This is a genomic window from Saccharopolyspora halophila, assembly GCF_039531955.1.
GTDB classification, from domain to species: Bacteria; Actinomycetota; Actinomycetes; order Mycobacteriales; family Pseudonocardiaceae; genus Saccharopolyspora; species Saccharopolyspora halophila.
This window is the reverse complement of sequence record NZ_BAAARA010000004.1, coordinates 80,228-96,920: the sequence shown is the minus strand read 5'-3', so window position 1 is coordinate 96,920 and position 16,693 is coordinate 80,228. Positions and strand designations below refer to the sequence as shown.

Below are 16,693 nucleotides of genomic sequence, written 5' to 3'. Positions count from 1 at the left end.
CTCACACCTCCAGGAACGGCTCGGCGTAGGCGAATTCGCCGCGGATCGACGCGTCGTAGCTGGTCAGCGGGCGAACCTGGAAGTGCGGCGCCCACTCGGGCACCGGCGGGGTGATGCCGTGCTGCGCCGCGGGCGCGAAGCCGAAGCGCGGGTAGTAGTCGAGATGCCCGAGCAGGCCGACCAGCGGTTCGGCGAGAGCATCGGCGGCACCGAGGACGGCGTGCATGAGCGCGGACCCGGTGCCACGTCCCTGCCGACCCGGCAGAACGCCGATCGGCCCGAGCGCGAGGGCGGGAACATCGCCGACGTGGGCGCGCGTGCACACCACGTGGCCGATGATCTCGTCATCGCGCAGCGCGACCACGGACAGCTCGGGAATCCACGCATCGCCCGCGCGCAGCTCGTCGACCAGCCCCACCTCGGCCGGAACCCGCTCCGGCCGCTCGGGATCGGCGAACGCGGCCGCGTGCACCGCGCGAACCGAGGAGACGTCAGCGGCTCTTTCGCGCCGGATCAGCATTGCTCCACCGTCCATCGACCGGGGCGGGGCGGCAACCGAATTTCCGCCGCCCCGCCCCGGAGCGAAGCGGGGACGAGATCAGCGCGTCGCGAGCTGCAGCAGGCCCCAGAGCTGCGCGATGGCGTCCGGGTCGCCGCTGGTCTCGAGCGCTCGATTTGGCAGGCGGCCCCACATCCAGAGGTAGACCGCGCTCGGATCGCCGCCGAGCACCGCGTCCGGGGTGGTGGCCGCCACGTCCCCGGACCCGAGCACGGCGGTGCCCTCGGAATCGGCGGTGACCAGCCAGTTCCGGCCGGGCACGTGCACGCCGACCGAGCAGGATCGAGTCGCCGTGATGCCCAGGGCGTGCAGCCGGTAGCCGAACCAGGCGCGCAGCACCTCGTCCACTCCGTCGGTGGCGACCTCGGGATCGATCGCCGTCGTCGGCACATGGGCGGCCACCTGCACGTCGATCCGATGCACCGTGATCGCGTGCAGCAGCCGCCGCACCCAGAAGCGCACCGTGTGATCCTCCGGCCACCAGGTGGGGCACCGGGAATCCGGCGGGCGGGAGGCGAACTCGGCGAGCAGGTCCGCCAGGCGCACCGAGAACCGCCCGACCAGATCCGGGAGTTCCGGGTGCGCGGGCAGGCCCCAGCGACGTTCGGCCTCCGGAGATCCCAGCCAGCACAGCACGTCCTCGCACAGGTCGCCCAGGTAGCGGACGGTCTGCCCGAGCGTGCGGCCGGACGCGGCGCGCACCGGCGTGCCGGCGTGCGCGTCATGGGTGGCCGCGGTCAGCAGCTGCGCCTCGCTGCCGATCAGCTCCAGCATCCGCTCGTGGCCGAGGCGCAGCTCCGTGCCGTTCATCGGGCCGCGCCCAGCAGGCTGTTGCCCACGATGCCGAGGAACCGCTCGCTGCGCGCCAGCAGTTCGTCGGCCTCGGAAGCGGTGGTGATCGGCACGCCCGCCTCGGCCACCGCCCGGCGGTCGGAGCGCGCGGCGAAGTAGGCCGCCCACTCCCGCAGCTCGGGCGCGGCATCGGTGAGCAGCGTCCACACGCTGGCCGGCTTGCCCTCGCGCTGCCCGGCGCGCGCCACCACGACGGCGGAGGCGGCGCGCAGCGCGGCGATGTGCGCGGCGATGAACCGCTCTCCCGCGAGATCGGCTTCCGCGGCCTCGTGCAGGCGGCTGCGCGCGTCGAGCAGCAGCGAGACGGCGCCTGCCGGGGTATCGGCTTCGGGGGTGGGTCGTTCGCGGCCATCGCCCGCGCGCTCGTCGTCGGCGGAATGCCGCGGCCACGGGATCAGCTCGGTGGGACTGGTCATCGCACGCTCCCCTCCTTCGTCGGCCGTGCCCGGCGGCGGGGCACTTCCCCTACCCCACCGCCGGGACACCGTTCGAACTGACGTTCATCGAACTCGAGTTCGAACGAGTTCAGATTAGCCCCGCGCGGTGATCGACTCAAGCGATGCGTCGTAGCTCACCTGTTCGAGTCGTGAGCTGCACGGTTGATCAACACGAACGGGCGATGCATCCGCACGCACTCCGCACGGGTTACCGTTCGAACCGTGACCGCTGCGCCCTCCCCCAGTTGCGACCGGATCGTCGAACTAACCGCAGAGCAGCTGCGGGAAAGACTTCCGGAGGCCCTGCGGATCTACGTGACCGCGATGGGATACCCGCCGTCGACGGCACAGCAGCGGGCGCCGATGTGGTCGGCGCACATGCTGCGGCCGGGCTGGCGCTGCATCGGAGCGTTCAACGACGACGGCGAGCTCGACGGCCTCGGTTACGGCTACCTCGGCGTACCCGGCCAGTGGTGGCACGAGCAGGTCCGCCGCGGGCTGTTGAGCACCGGCGGCGACCCGGACCGCTGGCTGACCAACTACTTCGAGCTCACCGAGCTGCACGTGCGCCCGGACAGCCAGGGCGCCGGGCTCGGCGAGGGGATCCTGCGGCGCCTGCTCGACGGCGCCCAGGGCGCCAAGGTGCTGCTGTCCACGCCCGAGGGCCCGACCCGCGCCTGGAACCTCTACCGCAGGCTCGGTTTCGGCGACGTGCTGCGCAACTACCGCTTCACCGGCGATCCGCGGCCGTTCGCGGTGCTGGGCCGCCCGCTGCCGCTGTGAGGCGCGGGACCTGCCGGGGCCGCCCCTGATCGCTCGGAGCGCCCCGGCAGATCCGCGAATCACCCGACGGCGAGCTGCTCGCGGAGGGTGTCCAGGCCCATCGAGCCCATCCGAAGGGCGTTGGTGTGGAAGACCTTCGGGTCGAACGCCGAACCCTGCCGCGCGCGGACCTCGTCGCGGGCCTGCCGCCACAACCGCTCGCCGAGCTTGTAGGACGGGGCCTGGCCCGGCCAGCCGAGGTAGCGGTCGATCTCGTCGCGCACCCAGGCCGGGTCGGTGATCGTGCGGTCGAGCATGAACTCCAGACCCAGTTCCGGCGTCCAGCGCTCGCCCTCGTGGAACCCGAAACCGGACGGGATCTCCAGCTCGAGGTGCATCCCGATGTCGACCACCACGCGGGCGGCGCGCAGCAGCTGGTCGTTGAGCATTCCGAGCAGGTCGCCGTCGTCGGACAGGTAGCCAAGCTCGCGCATCAACCGCTCGGCGTAGAGCGCCCAGCCCTCGCCGTGGCCGGACACGAAGCAGGCCAGTCGCTGGAACTTGTTGAGCCGCTCGGACTCGTGCACCGCCGTGGCCACCTGGAGGTGATGACCGGGCACGCCCTCGTGGTACACGGTGGACACTTCGCGCCAAGTGGGGAAGTCCCGCCGGTCGGCGGGCACCGACCACCACATCCGGCCCGGCCGGGAGAAGTCGTCCGTCGGTCCGGTGTAGTAGGCGCCGACACCGCCACCGGGCGGGGCGATCTTGCACTCCAGGTTCATCAGCGCGTCCGGGATGTCGAAGTGCGTGCCGCGCAGATCGGCCAGCGCCCCGTCGGACAACCGCTGCATCCACTCGGCGAACTCCGCCTGCCCGCGCACCACGTAGCGCGGATCGTTGTCCAGCAGCTCGGCGGCCTCGGCGAGGGTCGCACCCGGCTTGATCCGCTCGGCGACCCGCTTCATCTCCGCCTCGATCTCGGCGAACTCCTGCCAGCCCCACTCGTAGGCCTCCTGCAGGTCCAGGTCCGCGCCGGTGAAGAACCGCGACCACAACCGGTACCGCTCCTCGCCCACGGCGTCCTTCTCGGGCGCCCTGGGCAGCAGCTCCTCGCGCAGGTAGTCGGCCAGTCCCGCGTAGGCCTCGGCCGCGCTCTCCGCGGCGGTGTCCAGCTCGCGGCGCAGGCTGTCGTCGACGTCCCCGGCGCGCTCGACCATCGAGGCGAAGAACGAACGGTCCCCGCCGCGGCCGGACCAGGTGTCGCACTGCTCGGCGACCTTGCGGACCTGCCGCTGCGCGGAGACGTCGCCCTCGGCGGCCGCGGCCGTCAGCCCGGCCCGCAGACCCAGCACGGCCGCCGGCATCTTCGCCAGCCTGCGGGCGATGGTGCGCCAGTCCTCGGCGGTCTCGGTCGGCATCAGGTCGAAGACCTGGCGCAGCTCCTGCACCGGGCTGGCGATCACGTTCAGCGCGGACATGTCCGCGCCGATGTCGTGCAGCTCGAGATCGAGACCGACCCGCTCGGTGAACACGGCTTTCGCAACGCGTTCGGACTCGTCGGAGGGTTCGGCGGCCCGCACGGCTTCGTAGCTGCTGCGCGCGAGCTCGGCGCGCGCCCGGTGCCCGCCCGGCGAGTAGTCGGTCAGTTCCTCCTCCCCACCGGGCACGCCCAGGTAGGTGGCGGAGATCGGGTCGAGAGCGGCCAGCTCGTCGACGAAACGATCGCTGATCGCGTGAACCTCGTTGTGGTCAACTCCCATGGGTTCAACGCTAGCGCGGCCGCGCGGGCGCGGGAGAATCACGACGCCGAGCCCGCATCGGCGCGGACAGCGAACGGCGGAATTCAGTGCGAGCATCCACGCGTGGTGGGGAACAGATCGCGTCGGATGCTGCTGGTCGTACTGGTCGCAGCGCTGGTCGCGCTGCTCGGTGGATGCCTCAACGTGAACGCCGCGCTCACGATCTCGGGTGAGGACACCGTCTCGGGAGAGATCGTCGTGTCCACCCAGACCGTCGACGGCAAGGTTCCGTTCGACCTGCGGCCGCCACCGGACCTGGCCGAACGGGTGCAGGTCGAGCCCTACGCCGAGGGCAAGAACGTCGGGGCGAACGTGTCGTTCAAGGATCTCGAGTTCGAGGAGGTCGGCGAGCTGGCGAGCGCGCTCAGCCCCAGCGACTCGCGGTACCACCTGAAGCTGTGGCGGCAGGGCTCGATCGTCTACTTCGACGGCGAGGCGGACCTGACACCGCTCGCCGAGACGGGCTCGGACATCCAGCTCAAGATCAGCGCACCGGGCGAGATCACCCGCAGCAACGGCGACGAGAGCGCGGGCACGGTCACCTGGGACCTCGAACCCGGTGAGGTCACCCAGCTCAACGCCGCCATCCAGTTCTCCGGCGCCGGCGGGATCGGCTGGTGGCTGTGGGTCTTGATGGTCGGTGGTCTCACGGCGCTGACCGCATTGCTGGTGGGGCTGCTGGCGCTACGCACCCACCTGCGCAGCAGGCCGCCGATCAAGGCCTAGCGAGGTGACCACCTCGCGGGTCGCCTTGGACCGGTTGAGCGAGTAGAAGTGCAGCGCCGGAACGCCCTCCGCGATGAGCCGCTCGCACCAGCCGGTGACCAGCTCGACCCCGGCGGCGCGGAAGGCCGCCGGATCGTCGGCCAGCGGCCGCAGCCGGTCGGCGACCGATGGCGGGATCTCCACCCCGGCGAGCTCCCCGAACTTCGACAGCACCCTCGGGGTCGTGATCGGCATGACGCCCGGCAGCAGCGGCGCGTCGCAGCCGCGCGCGGCCATCCGGTCGCGCAGCCGCAGGAAGTACTCCGGCTCCAGGAACAGCTGCGCGATCGCGAAACCGGCTCCGGCCTCGATCTTGCGCACCAGGTGGTCGGCGTCGGTCTCCGGGTCGCTCGAGCGCGGGTGCCCGTGCGGGAAGGCCGCCACGCCGACGCAGAAGTCGCCGAGCCCGCGCACCAGGTCCACGAGCTCCGAGGCGTAGGTGAGGCCGGCCGGGTGCGGTAGCCACGGACCGGTGGGGTCGCCGGGCGGATCGCCGCGCACCGCGAGCACGTTGCGCACGCCGGCCGCCGCGTAGCTGCCGACGACGTTGCGCAGCTCGGCCACCGAGTGATCCACCGCGGTCAGGTGCGCCATCGGCGTCAGGGTGGTCTCGCGGGCGATGCGCCCGGTGGTGCGCACGGTGCGTTCCCGGCTGGAACCGCCCGCGCCGTAGGTGACCGACACGAACGCCGGATCCAGCGGTTCCAGTTCTCGCACCGCGCGCCAGAGGATGCGCTCCTCCTCGTCGTCGCGCGGCGGGAAGAACTCCACCGAGAATCCCGTCTCCCCGGCGCGCAGCCGGTCCAGCACCGTAGTCATGCCCAACAGAATAAGGAGAGGTTTCGGTTCGTGGTGCGCCTCGGGTGCGGTTGCGAACCTCGGACGCCGTCGGGATCCGGGGTCCGCGACGTGCGCATACCGGTGCAGCGGCCCGCCGGACGACGCCCCGCAAGGCTCGTCCCGATTCGCGACGTCCGGCACGTCGGGCACGCGCACGACCATGAACAGGAGAAACGAGTGAACTCCCGAGGCGCCCGTGGTACCGGCGGCGGGTTCCCCCGGGAACGCAGCGGGCTCTGGAAGGCCCCGCACGAACGGGTGAGAGCGCATCGCGCAGGATGGAGGCGTGGCTCCCATTCATCCGGCGACCGTGCGAACGCTCGACGGCGACGCCGACTTCGAGAAGGACCTCCCGGGGAAAGTCCAGCAGACGCTGAGCGACTACCTGCAGACCCGGCGCCGCGAAGCCGCCGAACTCGACCCGGTGGTCGGCGAGACGGCCGATCAGCTCGGCGACTTCGTGCTCGGCGGCGGCAAGCGCATCCGCCCGACCTTCGCCTGGTGGGGCTGGCGCGCCTGCGGCGGCGCGGCGCAGGGGCCGGAGGCCGCGAACATGCTGCACGCGGCCAGCGCGCTCGAGCTGTTGCAGGCCTGCGCGCTGGTGCACGACGACCTCATCGACGAGTCCGACACCCGACGGGGCAAACCGACCGTGCACCGCCGCTTCGAGCGTCTGCACCGGGAGAACTCCTACTCCGGCGACGGCGCCCGCTTCGGCATGGCCGCCGCCGTGCTGCTCGGCGACCTGGCGCTGGCCTGGTCCGACGACATGCTGCACAGCTCCGGCATCAGCGCCGAGGCGATGACCCGCGCGCTGCACCCGTGGCGCGCGATGCGCACCGAGGTGCTGTCCGGCCAGTACCTGGACGTCCTGGGGCAGGTCCGCGGCGACGAGACCCCCGAGGCCGCGCTGCAGATCTGCCGGCTCAAGTCCGCGTCCTACTCGGTGCAGCGCCCCCTCGAGCTGGGCGCGCAGATCGCGGGCGCGAGCCAGGAGGCGCTGGCCGCGCTGCACCGCTTCGGAACCGACATCGGGGTGGCCTTCCAGCTGCGCGACGACCTGCTCGGCGTGTTCGGCGACCCGGAGGTCACCGGCAAGCCCGCAGGCGACGACCTGCGCGAGGGCAAGCGCACGGTGCTGATCGCCGAGGCGGTCGCGACCGCCCGGGAACGCGGCGACGACGCCTCGCTGCAGCTGCTGCACGACGTGCTCGGCGACCCCGATCTGGACGAGGAGCGGGTCGCGCGGGCTCGCGAGGTGCTGGAGTCCCTCGGTGCCGCCACGTCGGTGGACAAGCGCATCGCGGAGCTGACCAGCTCGGCCATGCTGGCGCTGCACGCGGCGGGCCTGGACGAACCGGCCGCCTCGCGGCTGGCGGAACTGGCCGTGGCGGTCACCGACCGCACGCACTGACGAGATGCGCACCGTTTCCGGGCGCACCGATCACGTGGTGGTCGTCGGCGCGGGACTGGCCGGGCTGTCCGCCGCGCTGCACCTGGCCGGGTCCGGGCGGCGGGTGACCGTCGTGGAGCGGGCCGAGGTGCCCGGCGGGCGCGCCGGGCTGGACGAGTTCGACGGCTACCGCGTCGACACCGGGCCCACGGTGCTGACCATGCCGGAACTGGTCGACGAGGCGCTGGGCGCGGTGGGTTCGTCGATCCGCGAGCGACTCGATCTGATCGCGCTGCACCCGGCCTATCGGGCGCGGTTCGCCGACGGGTCGGCGCTGGACGTGCACACCGACGGTGCTGCGATGGAGCAGGAGGTCCGCGACTTCGCGGGCCCGGCCGAGGCCGCCGGGTACCGGCGCCTCCGGGATTGGCTGACCAGGATGTACCGGGCCGAGATGCACCGGTTCATCGACGCCAACTTCGATTCCCCGCTGGACCTGGTCTCCCCCGAGCTCGCCAGGCTGGTCGCGCTGGGCGGATTCGGCAGGCTGGGGCCCGCGATCGGCCGTTTCCTGCGCGACGAGCGGCTGCGCCGGGTGTTCTCCTTCCAGGCCCTCTACGCGGGACTCGACCCGCGCCGGGCGCTGGCGCTGTACGCGGTGATCTCCTACATGGACACCATCGGCGGCGTGTGGTTCCCGCGCGGCGGCATGCACGCCGTGCCCCGCGCGCTCGCCGGCGCCGCCGCTGAGGCGGGAGTGCGGTTCCGCTACGGCGCGGAGGTCACCGAGCTGGAACGCAGCGGCGACCGGATCACCGCGGTGCGCACCGAGCACGAGCGCATCGACGCCGACGCGGTCGTGCTGACCCCGGACCTGCCGGTGGTGCACCGGTTGCTGGGGCTGCGCCCGCGCCGCGAACTGCGCTGGTCCCCGTCCGCCGTGGTGCTGCACGCGGGCACCACCCGCAGCTGGTCGGACGCGCACCACACGATCTCCTTCGGCGCGGCCTGGCAGGACACCTTCACCGAGATCATCCGCGACGGGCGCCCGATGACCGACCCGTCGCTGCTGGTCACCCGACCGACCGCGACGGATCCCTCGCTGGCGCCCGCCGGGCGCGAGCTGCACTACGTGCTGGCGCCGTGCCCGAACCTGGCCACCGGACCGCTGGACTGGCAGCGCATCGGCCCGGCCTACCGCGACGAGCTGGTCGGGGTGCTGCAACGCCGCGGGTTCACCGGTTTCGAGGAGTCCGTCACGGCCGAACGGCTGGTCACTCCCCTGGACTGGGCAGCGCGAGGCCATGCGGAGGGGACCCCGTTCTCCGCCGCGCACACCTTCGCGCAGACGGGCCCGTTCCGGCCGCGCAACATGGTCCGCGGCCTGGAAAACGTGGTGCTCGCGGGCTCGGGCACGACTCCCGGCGTCGGGGTGCCGCCGGTGCTGGTGTCGGGCAAGCTCGCCGCGCAGCGGATCACCGGGTCGGGACGAGCGCGCAAGATCGTCGCGGAGTAGCGTCGCCGGTGGCGTGGCTCGGCTGGCACCCCGGGTCGCGAGTGGTGATGATGCTCCTCGCCGGGTGACCCGCCGCCCCGCCGGATCGACACGACCACGTTCGAGGAGTTCGCCATGTCCAAGCCGCCGCTGCCGTCCGATGCCATCGAGATGCTGCGCAAGGCCAACCCGTCGGTGATCACGACGCTGCGCAAGGACGGCACGCCGGTTTCCACCCCCACCTGGTACATGTGGGACGACGGCCGCGTGCTGGTGAACCTGGATGCCGGGCGGGTGCGCCTCAAGCACATGCGCAACGACCCGCGCGTGACGCTCAGCGTGATGGACTCCGCCGACTGGTACACCCACGTCACGGTGGTCGGCCGCGTCACGGAGTTCCGCGACGACGAGGGCCTGGCCGACATCGACAAGGTCGCCAAGCACTACATCGGCCAGCAGTACCCCAACCGCGACAACCCTCGGGTCAGCGCGTTCATCGAGATCGACCGCTGGCACGGCTGGGGCGCGTTGAAGGACAACGACCAGCCGGGTTGAGCCCCTCGGGAGGACGGGCGGGCTCTCCTCCATTCCGGAGAACCCGCCCGTGCTGCCCATGCCCTGTTCGGAACTGCTTTGCGTGGCGGTGCGAGCAGCGCGTCCTGAGCGGCTCCGCGGACGCCGCGCGCCACTCCTGATGCATGCCAATGCACGGCGTCGCGGCGTGCTCGCCACGAGGCCGCTCAGGACCCGCGGTGGTGCGAGCCGAGTCCCACACTTGAAACGCGGCTCCGCCGCGCTGCTCGGCAGTTCCTAGAAGCCCATGGCTTGGGCCCTTCGTTTGACCTCTCGGCCCCGATCACCGCGGAGGTTCTCTATCGGGGAACCCGGGAGGGTTTCGTCCTCGGTGAACAGCCAGCGGAGGATCTCGTCCTCCTGGTATCCGGCGTCCCGGAGCAAGGTGATCGTTCCGGGCAGACCCTTGACGATCCCTTCTCCGGCGAAGAACGCACTCGGCACGCCCAGCTCAGCATTGCGCTTGAGGGCGAGCAGTTGACCATCGCGAATCATTTGGTGCACCCGGGTCGCCGACCGTCCGAGGAGCTTCGCCACATCGGGCAGCGGGATAACCTCCACATCGGGAGCGAGCACATCCGGGGCAGCAGGGATAGCAACCACACCGACAGCCTGCCACACGACTGAGCGTGGCGCTGTGCACCGCACGGGTTATGTTCATGATCAATGTCGCCATCCCCACCTCGACCCGCCGTCGGTGCGGAACCTGCGACAATCGACGCAGGAACCAGACCCGGGGGTTAGCCAGCGCATGACATCGGAGACGCAGCAGGGACGTGGCAACGGCCTCGTCGGCTCCCTGCTCGAGGGGCGCTACCGGGTCGACTCGCTCATCGCGCGCGGCGGGATGTCCACGGTCTACCGCGGCATGGACACCCGGCTGGAACGTCCGGTGGCGCTGAAGGTGATGGACGAGCGCTACTCCGGCGACCGCTCCTTCGTGGAACGCTTCGAGCGGGAGGCCCGCTCGGCGGCGAAGCTGCACCACAACGACATCGTCGCGGTCTTCGACCAGGGCGTGGACCACGGCTCGAACGCCGACCACGTCTACCTGGTCATGGAGCTGGTCGAAGGCTGCACGCTGCGCGATCTGATCTTGGACCGGGGCGGGCCGCTGCCGCTGGCCATGGTGCTGAGCGTGCTGCAACCCGTGCTGTCGGCGCTGACCGTGGCGCACCGGGCAGGCATGGTGCACCGCGACGTCAAGCCGGAGAACGTGCTCATCGGCAACGACGGCTCGGTCAAGGTCGCCGACTTCGGCCTGGTCCGCGCGGCGGCCGAGGCGGGCACCACCAGCGGCAGCGTCATCCTCGGCACCGTCGCCTACCTGTCCCCCGAGCAGGTCACCACCGGTGCCGCCGACGCGAGCACCGATGTCTACGCCGCGGGCATCATCGCCTACGAGATGCTCACCGGCAGGCCGCCGTACACCGGCGACACCGCGATGTCGGTGGCCTACCAGCACGTCAACAACGACGTCCCGCCACCGAGCCACGCGGTCGAGGTCCCGGCGGCGATCGACGCCCTCGTGCTGCGCGCCACCCGCCGCGATCCGCAGCAGCGTCCCGCCGACGCGGAATCCTTCCTGGCCGAGGTCCAGCAGGTGCGCACCGACCTGGGCATCGCCCCGGTCGCGGTTCCGGTGCCCAGCTCCGAGGCGCGCACCGCGACGCTGCCACCGGTCACCGACGACGAGCCCGAGACCGAGCAGTTCGGCCCGGTGCGCGCCCAACCCACCCGGATCGAGGCCGCGCAACCGCCGCAGCCGACCCGAGCCGACGCGCCCGCGCCGCGCCAGCACACCCGCGCGCTGGCGCGCCCCGCCACCGGGCAGGACTACGAGACCCCTCCGCCGCCGCACCCGGAACCCGGATTCGAGCCGGAGCGCCGCCGCGGCCGCCGCAAGGTGGCGCTGTGGACGACGGTGGTGCTGGTGCTGGCAGCTCTGGTCGGTGGCGCCGCGTTCTGGCTCGGGCTGGGCAGCACCAGCACGGTGCCCAACGTGGTGGGCCTGTCCGAGGCGCAGGCGCAGCAGAACCTCGAAGGCGCCGGGCTCGAGGCCAACATCTCGCGGGAGAACGACAACGACGTGCCCGAGGGCATCGTGCTCAGCGTGGACCCGGAGGAGGGCGCGACGGCCCGCAACGGCAGCGCGGTCGAGCTGGTGGTCTCGCTGGGCAAGCCGGCCGTGCCGGAGATCGACCCGGGCACCTCGCTGTCCCAGGCGCAGAACGAGATCCGCAACGCGCGGCTCAAGCCGGTGCACGACGGTTCCGCCGACGAGTACCACCCGCAGGTTCCCGAGGGCAGCGTGGTCCGGACCGAACCGGCGGCCGGAGCGCGGCTGAACATCAGCTCCGACGTCCAGCTGATCGTCAGCAAGGGTCCGGAGCCGGTGCAGATCCCCGACGTGCGCGGGATGAGCCGCGAAGAGGCCTTCGCCACGCTGCGCAACGCCGGCTTCGCCCCGCAGGACGCGGGTCAGCAGTTCGACGCCGAGATCGACGCCGGGCACGTGATCAGCACCGATCCCGCCATCGGCGAGGAGGTCAAGCTGGTCGGCAAGCCCCGGGTCGGCGTGGTGACGTCCAACGCGGTGCCGGTGCCCAGCCTCAACGGGGTGCCGGTCTCCCAAGCCGAGCAGCAGGTCGCGCAGCTCGGCCTGAAGCTGGACGTGAAGTCGCTGTTCCAGCGGGACGGCATGGTCATCTTCGGCCAGTACCCGACGACGGGCAGCCGCGTTAAGCCCGGCTCGGCGATCCATGTGACCGCCTTCTGAGAACCTGTTCCAGGTCGCGGGCTCGGCGGTGCGGTGGCGGATCCCGGACACCGCAGGTCTCCGGGATCCGTGACTCGAGCGCGGCCAATGCGCGGCGCCGCCGGCCTCGCCCGACGACGTCCGAGCACCCGCGGCGGTGCGAGCTGAGCCCCGCACCGCACGCGGCTGCCGCCGCGCACTGAAGCGACCGCGAATCCGGACACGCCGCCGCATTTCGGTGGAAACCACCGGCGGGGGTGTGATCCTGATCTCGGCACGTCGCGGTAGCGCTCGCGTCGTGCCCGATCTACCTGCGGCGACAGTGCGCCGAAGATCCGGACCGAAGCTGGCCGAGACGCGATCTCGACTGGTCAGAATCGGACGGATGGGCGCTTGTGGAACTATTGGGAACACCATGCCCCCGAGTGCCTCGATCGAATCGGCGCCCAGCTCGTCCGAACGGACCAGCGGAGTCAGCCGGCTCAGCCTCAGCGGAGACCAGGACGGTCGCCCGCTACCGCTTCGCACCATCGCGCTGGGCGCCATCGGCTCGGTGCTGCTGCTGTTCGGCTCCCTCGGCGCCGGCGGCATCCTGCTCAGCGACCCGATCCTCGGCGACGGCCCGCTGTCAGCGCTGCGCTACGGGCACGGCCGCTACATCGCGATGACCGTGCTCTACCTCGGCTTCGCGCTGCTGGTGTGGGCCTGGATCCGGCTCGGCCGGGGCGTGCTGGCGCACCTGGTGGAAGCGCGCGGGGTGCTCTGGGCGACCGGGGCTTGGCTGGCCCCGATGCTCATCGCACCCCCGCTGTTCACCCGCGACGTCTACAGCTACCTCGGCCAGGGCCTGCTCGCCCTGCACGGGATGGACCCGTACGACGTCGGCCCCGCGATGCTCACCGGGACGATCCCGGAGAACGTGCACCTGACCTGGCAGACCACGCCCGCGCCCTACGGTCCGCTGTTCATCGGGATCGCCAAGGGCGTGATCCTGCTGTCCGGGCACAGCATCATCGCCAACATCATCGCGATGCGCCTGGTGCTGCTCTCCGGACTGGTGCTGCTGATCTGCTCGCTGCCCGGGCTGGTCCGCCACCTGGGCGGCCGGCTGCCGGTGGCGCTGTGGCTGGTGGCGGCGAGTCCGATGACCGTCGTGCAGCTGGTCGGCGGCCCGCACAACGACATGCTGATGATCGGCATGCTGGCCGCCGGGACGCTGCTGGTGCTGGACGGCCGCCACGCGGGCGGCATCGCGATGGCCTCGGCCGCGATGGCGATCAAGGCGACCGCCGGGCTCGCGCTGCCGTTCCTGGTCTGGATCTGGGCCTCGCACCTCGAGGGCTCGCTGTGGCGGCGGTTCCTGCACGCCCTGGTTCCCGCGCTGAGCGTGTTCGCGCTCGTGTTCGGCGGGTGCACGGTGCTGGCCAAGGTCGGCCTCGGCTGGCTGAGCGCGCTGTCGGCGCCGGGCATCATCGTCAACTACCTGTCCGCCCCGACCGCGCTCGGCCAGGCCGTGCACGCGCTGGCCTCGGCGTTCGGCCCGATCAGCATCTGGCCGTTCGTCGGCACCACCCGACTGCTGGGATCGTTGCTGCTGGTCGGGATCCTGATCTGGAACTGGTGGCAGGCGCGCGACGGCGGCTCCGAGGCGGTGCGCCGCGCCGCCATCGTGCTGTGCTGCGGCGCGCTGCTGTCCCCGGTGCTGCTGCCCTGGTACCTGAGCTGGGGACTGGCGATGGGCGCGGCGTTCGCCTGGACCTCGCGCGGCCTGTCCTACGTGGTCGGCGGTTCGATCGTGGTGATCCTCGCCTACTACCCGGACGGCGAGCAGGCGATGTACAACACCCCGTTCATGGCGGTCGTGGTAGCCGCGGCGCTGCTCGGCGCGGCCTCGCTGGAGCGCTTCGACCCGCTCGGACTCCGCGACCCGATGCGAGACCTGCTCCGCCCGGCACAACGCGAGCGCTAGAACGCCCCGGGCCACGTCGGTGGCCCGGGGCGTCTCGCGGGGTCGTCAGCCGCGCAGCATCTCGGCGACCAGGAAGGCCAGTTCCAGCGACTGCTGGGTGTTCAGGCGCGGGTCGCAGGCGGTCTCGTAGCGGCCGGACAGGTCGGAGTCGGAGATCTCCTGAGCACCGCCGACGCACTCGGTGACGTCCTCACCGGTGAGCTCGATGTGGATGCCGCCCGGGTGGGTGCCCAGCTTGTGGTGCACCTCGAAGAAGCCCTGCACCTCGTCGACGACGCGGTCGAAGTGCCGGGTCTTGTAGCCGGTGCTGGCCTCGTGGGTGTTGCCGTGCATCGGGTCGCACTGCCAGATCACCTGGTGACCGGAGGCGGTGACCTTCTCCACGATCGGCGGCAGCAGGTCGCGAACCTTGCCGTTGCCCATCCGGCTGATCAGCGTCAGGCGTCCCGGCTCGTTGTTCGGGTCGAGCCGCTCGACGTACTCCACGGCCTGCTCGGGCGTGGTGGACGGGCCGATCTTGAGGCCGATCGGGTTGGAGATCGTCTCGGCCAGCGCGATGTGCGCGCCGTCGAGCTGCCGGGTCCGGTCCCCGATCCACAGGAAGTGCCCGGACAGGTCGAACAGCCGGGGCTGGTCGCCGGAGGTGTCCAGGCGCAGCATGGCCCGCTCGTAGTCCAGCACCAGCGCCTCGTGGCTGGCGAAGAACTCGACCGAGTGCAGGCTGGAGTCGTCCACGCCGCAGGCCTGCATGAACCGCAGGCCGCGGTCGATCTCGGCGGCGACGGACTCGTAGCGCTCCCCTGCCGGGGAGTTGAGCACGAAGTCCTTGTTCCAGTCGTGCACCTGGGTCAGCGCGGCCATTCCGGCGCTGGTCAGCGCGCGGGAGAGGTTCATCGCGGCGCTGGCGTTGGCGTAGGCGCGGATCAGCCGCGACGGGTCGTGCTTGCGGGCCTCCTCGGTGGCCACCAGCGAGTTGACCATGTCGCCGCGGTAGGTCGGCAGGCCGAGCGCGTCGGTGTCGCTGGAACGCGGCTTGCCGTACTGACCGGCGATCCGGCCGACCTTGACCACCGGCATGCTCGCGCCGTAGGTCAGCACCACGGCCATCTGCAGCAGGGTGCGGATGTTGCCCCGGATGTGCGGCTCGGTGTTGTCCGCAAAGGTCTCCGCGCAGTCACCGCCCTGGAGCAGAAACGCCTCGCCCCGGGCGACCGACGCGAGGTGGCGACGCAGCTGGTCCACCTCGGAAGGAACGGTCACCGGCGGAACGCTCTCCAGCACCTTGCGCACGGACCCGACCTCTTCGGCGGGCCAGGAAGGCTGCTGCGCCGCGGGACGGGCCAGCGCGTCGTCCAGCTGGGCACGCATCTCGGACGGCAGCGGGGGCAGTTCGGGAAGATCGTCTACGGGGACATCCACACTCCAGTTCACGAAGCCCAGAATAGGCGTTCGCCGCCAGCGCTTTTTTGCCGGGAGCGCAGTCTCACACTTGCCGCGAACCGGACGCGGACCCCGTCCCAACAGGCGGAACGACGCGGCACCCACCGCGCCGCCGGAGCTGCCGCCTTCGCGCCGTTGTCCGGACAGTTTTAGGCAGAACTGTCACCAGAGCCCCGAACGAACAGCCGCACCGACATGGTCAGTACTGGCCGTCGAGCTTGCGGTGGTCCCAGGTGATCGTTCGGGTCGGGGTGAAGCGCAGGCCGACGCGCTTGCTCGCGCGGCCGCGCATCATCTCGCGCACGCCCGGGTCCTGGGCGTCCTCCTCGGAGAGCTGGCCGTAGCGGACCGCCAGTCCCAGGCCGAGGCGTTCGATGTCGTCGGGTTCTTCGAGCAGCTCGACGTCGCATTCCAGCGAGACGCCCCGGAGTTCGCCGTAGTCCGTGCCGGTCTCCACCAGCAGCGTGGCGCGGGGATCGCGCCGGAGGTTGACGGTCTTCTGCGAGCGGCCGTAGGACCAGACCTCGATGGTCTTGCCGTCCGGGAGGAACCACATCGGGACCAGGTGCGGGCGCCCGTCGGACTTCACGGTCGCCAGCACCACCACCCGCTGGTCGGCGATGAAATCGCTGATCTCATCCTCGGACATGGTGATCTGACCGCGTCGCGACATCGAACGCTCCGTTCAACTGCACCAATGTGACCGTGACAGTGACAGTGTAACGATCACCGCAAGTCCGCGGGCGCTAGCGCACCGGACCGGGACCGGACCTCAGACCGCGGCTTCTCCTGCTGCCGCTCGGCTTCCAGCACGTCCGCGTCGTGGCCGACCCGTTCCCAGCGCGTGCGACCGAGGCGACCAGGCCCATCAGCGGGGCGAGAGCGATCACCCAGAACACCCCGCTGGCCAGGGCCGTGCTCAGCACCGGGAAGACGAACAGCGCCAGCGCCGAGCCCACGCGCAGGTATTCGGCCGACTGGCGGGACTTCCTGGGAGAATTGCAGCGCGGGCACTCGGTGCGCTGGTCGAAAACGAGGTGAACGCGCC

The 16,693-nt window shown here is 71.3% G+C and carries 16 protein-coding genes; 7 read left to right on the top strand and 9 right to left on the bottom strand.

Going from position 1 to position 16,693, the window contains the following annotated elements; translation table 11 throughout:
- Window position 1: 1 nt before the first annotated feature.
- The 3 genes from ABD289_RS07995 to ABD289_RS07985 all read right to left on the bottom strand — a co-directional run bounded on the left by ABD289_RS07995 (window position 2) and on the right by ABD289_RS07985 (window position 1,827).
- On the bottom strand, window positions 2–520 hold the full coding sequence (locus ABD289_RS07995; RefSeq protein ID WP_344128311.1) for a GNAT family N-acetyltransferase: 519 nt from the start codon (window positions 518–520) through the stop codon (window positions 2–4).
- Between the two features lie 78 nt (window positions 521–598).
- Window positions 599–1,369 (bottom strand): maleylpyruvate isomerase N-terminal domain-containing protein, encoded by a 771-nt coding sequence (locus tag ABD289_RS07990; RefSeq protein ID WP_344128309.1) that lies wholly within the window; start codon window positions 1,367–1,369, stop codon window positions 599–601.
- A complete protein-coding gene (locus ABD289_RS07985) occupies window positions 1,366–1,827 on the bottom strand; it encodes an SAV_6107 family HEPN domain-containing protein (protein WP_344128307.1) in 462 nt (153 codons plus the stop codon). The genes ABD289_RS07990 and ABD289_RS07985 overlap by 4 nt, the downstream gene beginning before the upstream one ends.
- A 243-nt stretch (window positions 1,828–2,070) precedes the next feature.
- On the opposite strand from ABD289_RS07985, the gene ABD289_RS07980 reads away from it, so the two are divergent.
- Window positions 2,071–2,631 (top strand): GNAT family N-acetyltransferase, encoded by a 561-nt coding sequence (locus ABD289_RS07980; protein WP_344128305.1) that lies wholly within the window; start codon window positions 2,071–2,073, stop codon window positions 2,629–2,631.
- A gap of 59 nt (window positions 2,632–2,690) precedes the next feature.
- Here ABD289_RS07980 and ABD289_RS07975 read toward each other — a convergent pair whose 3' ends face one another.
- Window positions 2,691–4,373, bottom strand: a complete 1,683-nt coding sequence (locus tag ABD289_RS07975) for a DUF885 domain-containing protein (protein ID WP_344128303.1) — start codon at window positions 4,371–4,373, stop codon at window positions 2,691–2,693.
- Window positions 4,374–4,499: 126 nt separating this feature from the next.
- On the opposite strand from ABD289_RS07975, the gene ABD289_RS07970 reads away from it, so the two are divergent.
- Entirely contained in the window at window positions 4,500–5,138 is a 639-nt protein-coding gene (locus ABD289_RS07970; RefSeq protein ID WP_344128301.1) for a DUF3153 domain-containing protein, read from the top strand.
- On the opposite strand, the gene ABD289_RS07965 is transcribed toward ABD289_RS07970, so the two are convergent.
- Window positions 5,097–5,996: a methylenetetrahydrofolate reductase gene (locus ABD289_RS07965; protein ID WP_344128299.1), complete on the bottom strand. Its 900-nt coding sequence runs from the start codon at window positions 5,994–5,996 to the stop codon at window positions 5,097–5,099. The genes ABD289_RS07970 and ABD289_RS07965 overlap by 42 nt on opposite strands.
- A 307-nt stretch (window positions 5,997–6,303) precedes the next feature.
- On the opposite strand from ABD289_RS07965, the gene ABD289_RS07960 reads away from it, so the two are divergent.
- The 3 genes from ABD289_RS07960 (at window position 6,304) to ABD289_RS07950 (ending at window position 9,460) form a co-directional block, all read left to right on the top strand.
- Window positions 6,304–7,431: a polyprenyl synthetase family protein gene (locus tag ABD289_RS07960; protein ID WP_344128296.1), complete on the top strand. Its 1,128-nt coding sequence runs from the start codon at window positions 6,304–6,306 to the stop codon at window positions 7,429–7,431.
- A gap of 4 nt (window positions 7,432–7,435) precedes the next feature.
- Complete coding sequence (crtI, locus tag ABD289_RS07955; RefSeq protein WP_344128294.1) at window positions 7,436–8,926, top strand: phytoene desaturase family protein; 1,491 nt, start codon at window positions 7,436–7,438, stop codon at window positions 8,924–8,926.
- Between the two features lie 114 nt (window positions 8,927–9,040).
- A complete protein-coding gene (locus ABD289_RS07950; RefSeq protein ID WP_344128292.1) occupies window positions 9,041–9,460 on the top strand; it encodes a PPOX class F420-dependent oxidoreductase in 420 nt (139 codons plus the stop codon).
- A gap of 255 nt (window positions 9,461–9,715) precedes the next feature.
- On the opposite strand, the gene ABD289_RS07945 is transcribed toward ABD289_RS07950, so the two are convergent.
- Window positions 9,716–10,081 carry an Rv2175c family DNA-binding protein gene (locus ABD289_RS07945; protein WP_344129166.1) on the bottom strand — a complete coding sequence of 122 codons (366 nt, stop codon included), beginning with the start codon at window positions 10,079–10,081 and terminating at the stop codon, window positions 9,716–9,718.
- Between the two features lie 148 nt (window positions 10,082–10,229).
- Here ABD289_RS07945 and pknB point away from each other — a divergent pair, with 148 nt between their 5' ends.
- On the top strand, window positions 10,230–12,257 hold the full coding sequence (pknB, locus tag ABD289_RS07940) for a Stk1 family PASTA domain-containing Ser/Thr kinase (protein ID WP_344128290.1): 2,028 nt from the start codon (window positions 10,230–10,232) through the stop codon (window positions 12,255–12,257).
- 394 nt (window positions 12,258–12,651) lie between these two features.
- Window positions 12,652–14,205 carry a polyprenol phosphomannose-dependent alpha 1,6 mannosyltransferase MptB gene (mptB, locus tag ABD289_RS07935; protein WP_344128288.1) on the top strand — a complete coding sequence of 518 codons (1,554 nt, stop codon included), beginning with the start codon at window positions 12,652–12,654 and terminating at the stop codon, window positions 14,203–14,205.
- 45 nt (window positions 14,206–14,250) lie between these two features.
- Here the strand turns inward: mptB and ABD289_RS07930 are convergent, their stop codons facing one another.
- From ABD289_RS07930 to ABD289_RS07920, 3 genes are all read right to left on the bottom strand, one after another.
- Window positions 14,251–15,636: a class II 3-deoxy-7-phosphoheptulonate synthase gene (locus tag ABD289_RS07930; protein ID WP_344128286.1), complete on the bottom strand. Its 1,386-nt coding sequence runs from the start codon at window positions 15,634–15,636 to the stop codon at window positions 14,251–14,253.
- A gap of 208 nt (window positions 15,637–15,844) precedes the next feature.
- The gene (locus ABD289_RS07925; protein WP_344128284.1) at window positions 15,845–16,318 is read right to left on the bottom strand and encodes a PPOX class F420-dependent oxidoreductase; all 474 of its coding nucleotides are present in this window, start codon (window positions 16,316–16,318) and stop codon (window positions 15,845–15,847) included.
- A gap of 73 nt (window positions 16,319–16,391) precedes the next feature.
- The gene (locus tag ABD289_RS07920) at window positions 16,392–16,604 is read right to left on the bottom strand and encodes a hypothetical protein (RefSeq protein ID WP_344128281.1); all 213 of its coding nucleotides are present in this window, start codon (window positions 16,602–16,604) and stop codon (window positions 16,392–16,394) included.
- Between the last annotated feature and the right edge of the window lie 89 nt (window positions 16,605–16,693).

Coding starts and splice junctions, on each gene's coding strand:
- mptB (WP_344128288.1), top strand. CDS start 12,652: ATGCCCCCGAGTGCCTCGATCGAATCGGCGCCCAGCTCGTCCGAACGG.
- pknB (WP_344128290.1), top strand. CDS start 10,230: ATGACATCGGAGACGCAGCAGGGACGTGGCAACGGCCTCGTCGGCTCC.
- ABD289_RS07985 (WP_344128307.1), bottom strand. CDS start 1,827: ATGACCAGTCCCACCGAGCTGATCCCGTGGCCGCGGCATTCCGCCGAC.
- ABD289_RS07965 (WP_344128299.1), bottom strand. CDS start 5,996: ATGACTACGGTGCTGGACCGGCTGCGCGCCGGGGAGACGGGATTCTCG.
- ABD289_RS07925 (WP_344128284.1), bottom strand. CDS start 16,318: ATGTCGCGACGCGGTCAGATCACCATGTCCGAGGATGAGATCAGCGAT.
- ABD289_RS07995 (WP_344128311.1), bottom strand. CDS start 520: ATGCTGATCCGGCGCGAAAGAGCCGCTGACGTCTCCTCGGTTCGCGCG.
- ABD289_RS07975 (WP_344128303.1), bottom strand. CDS start 4,373: ATGGGAGTTGACCACAACGAGGTTCACGCGATCAGCGATCGTTTCGTC.
- ABD289_RS07950 (WP_344128292.1), top strand. CDS start 9,041: ATGTCCAAGCCGCCGCTGCCGTCCGATGCCATCGAGATGCTGCGCAAG.
- crtI (WP_344128294.1), top strand. CDS start 7,436: ATGCGCACCGTTTCCGGGCGCACCGATCACGTGGTGGTCGTCGGCGCG.
- ABD289_RS07970 (WP_344128301.1), top strand. CDS start 4,500: ATGCTGCTGGTCGTACTGGTCGCAGCGCTGGTCGCGCTGCTCGGTGGA.
- ABD289_RS07990 (WP_344128309.1), bottom strand. CDS start 1,369: ATGAACGGCACGGAGCTGCGCCTCGGCCACGAGCGGATGCTGGAGCTG.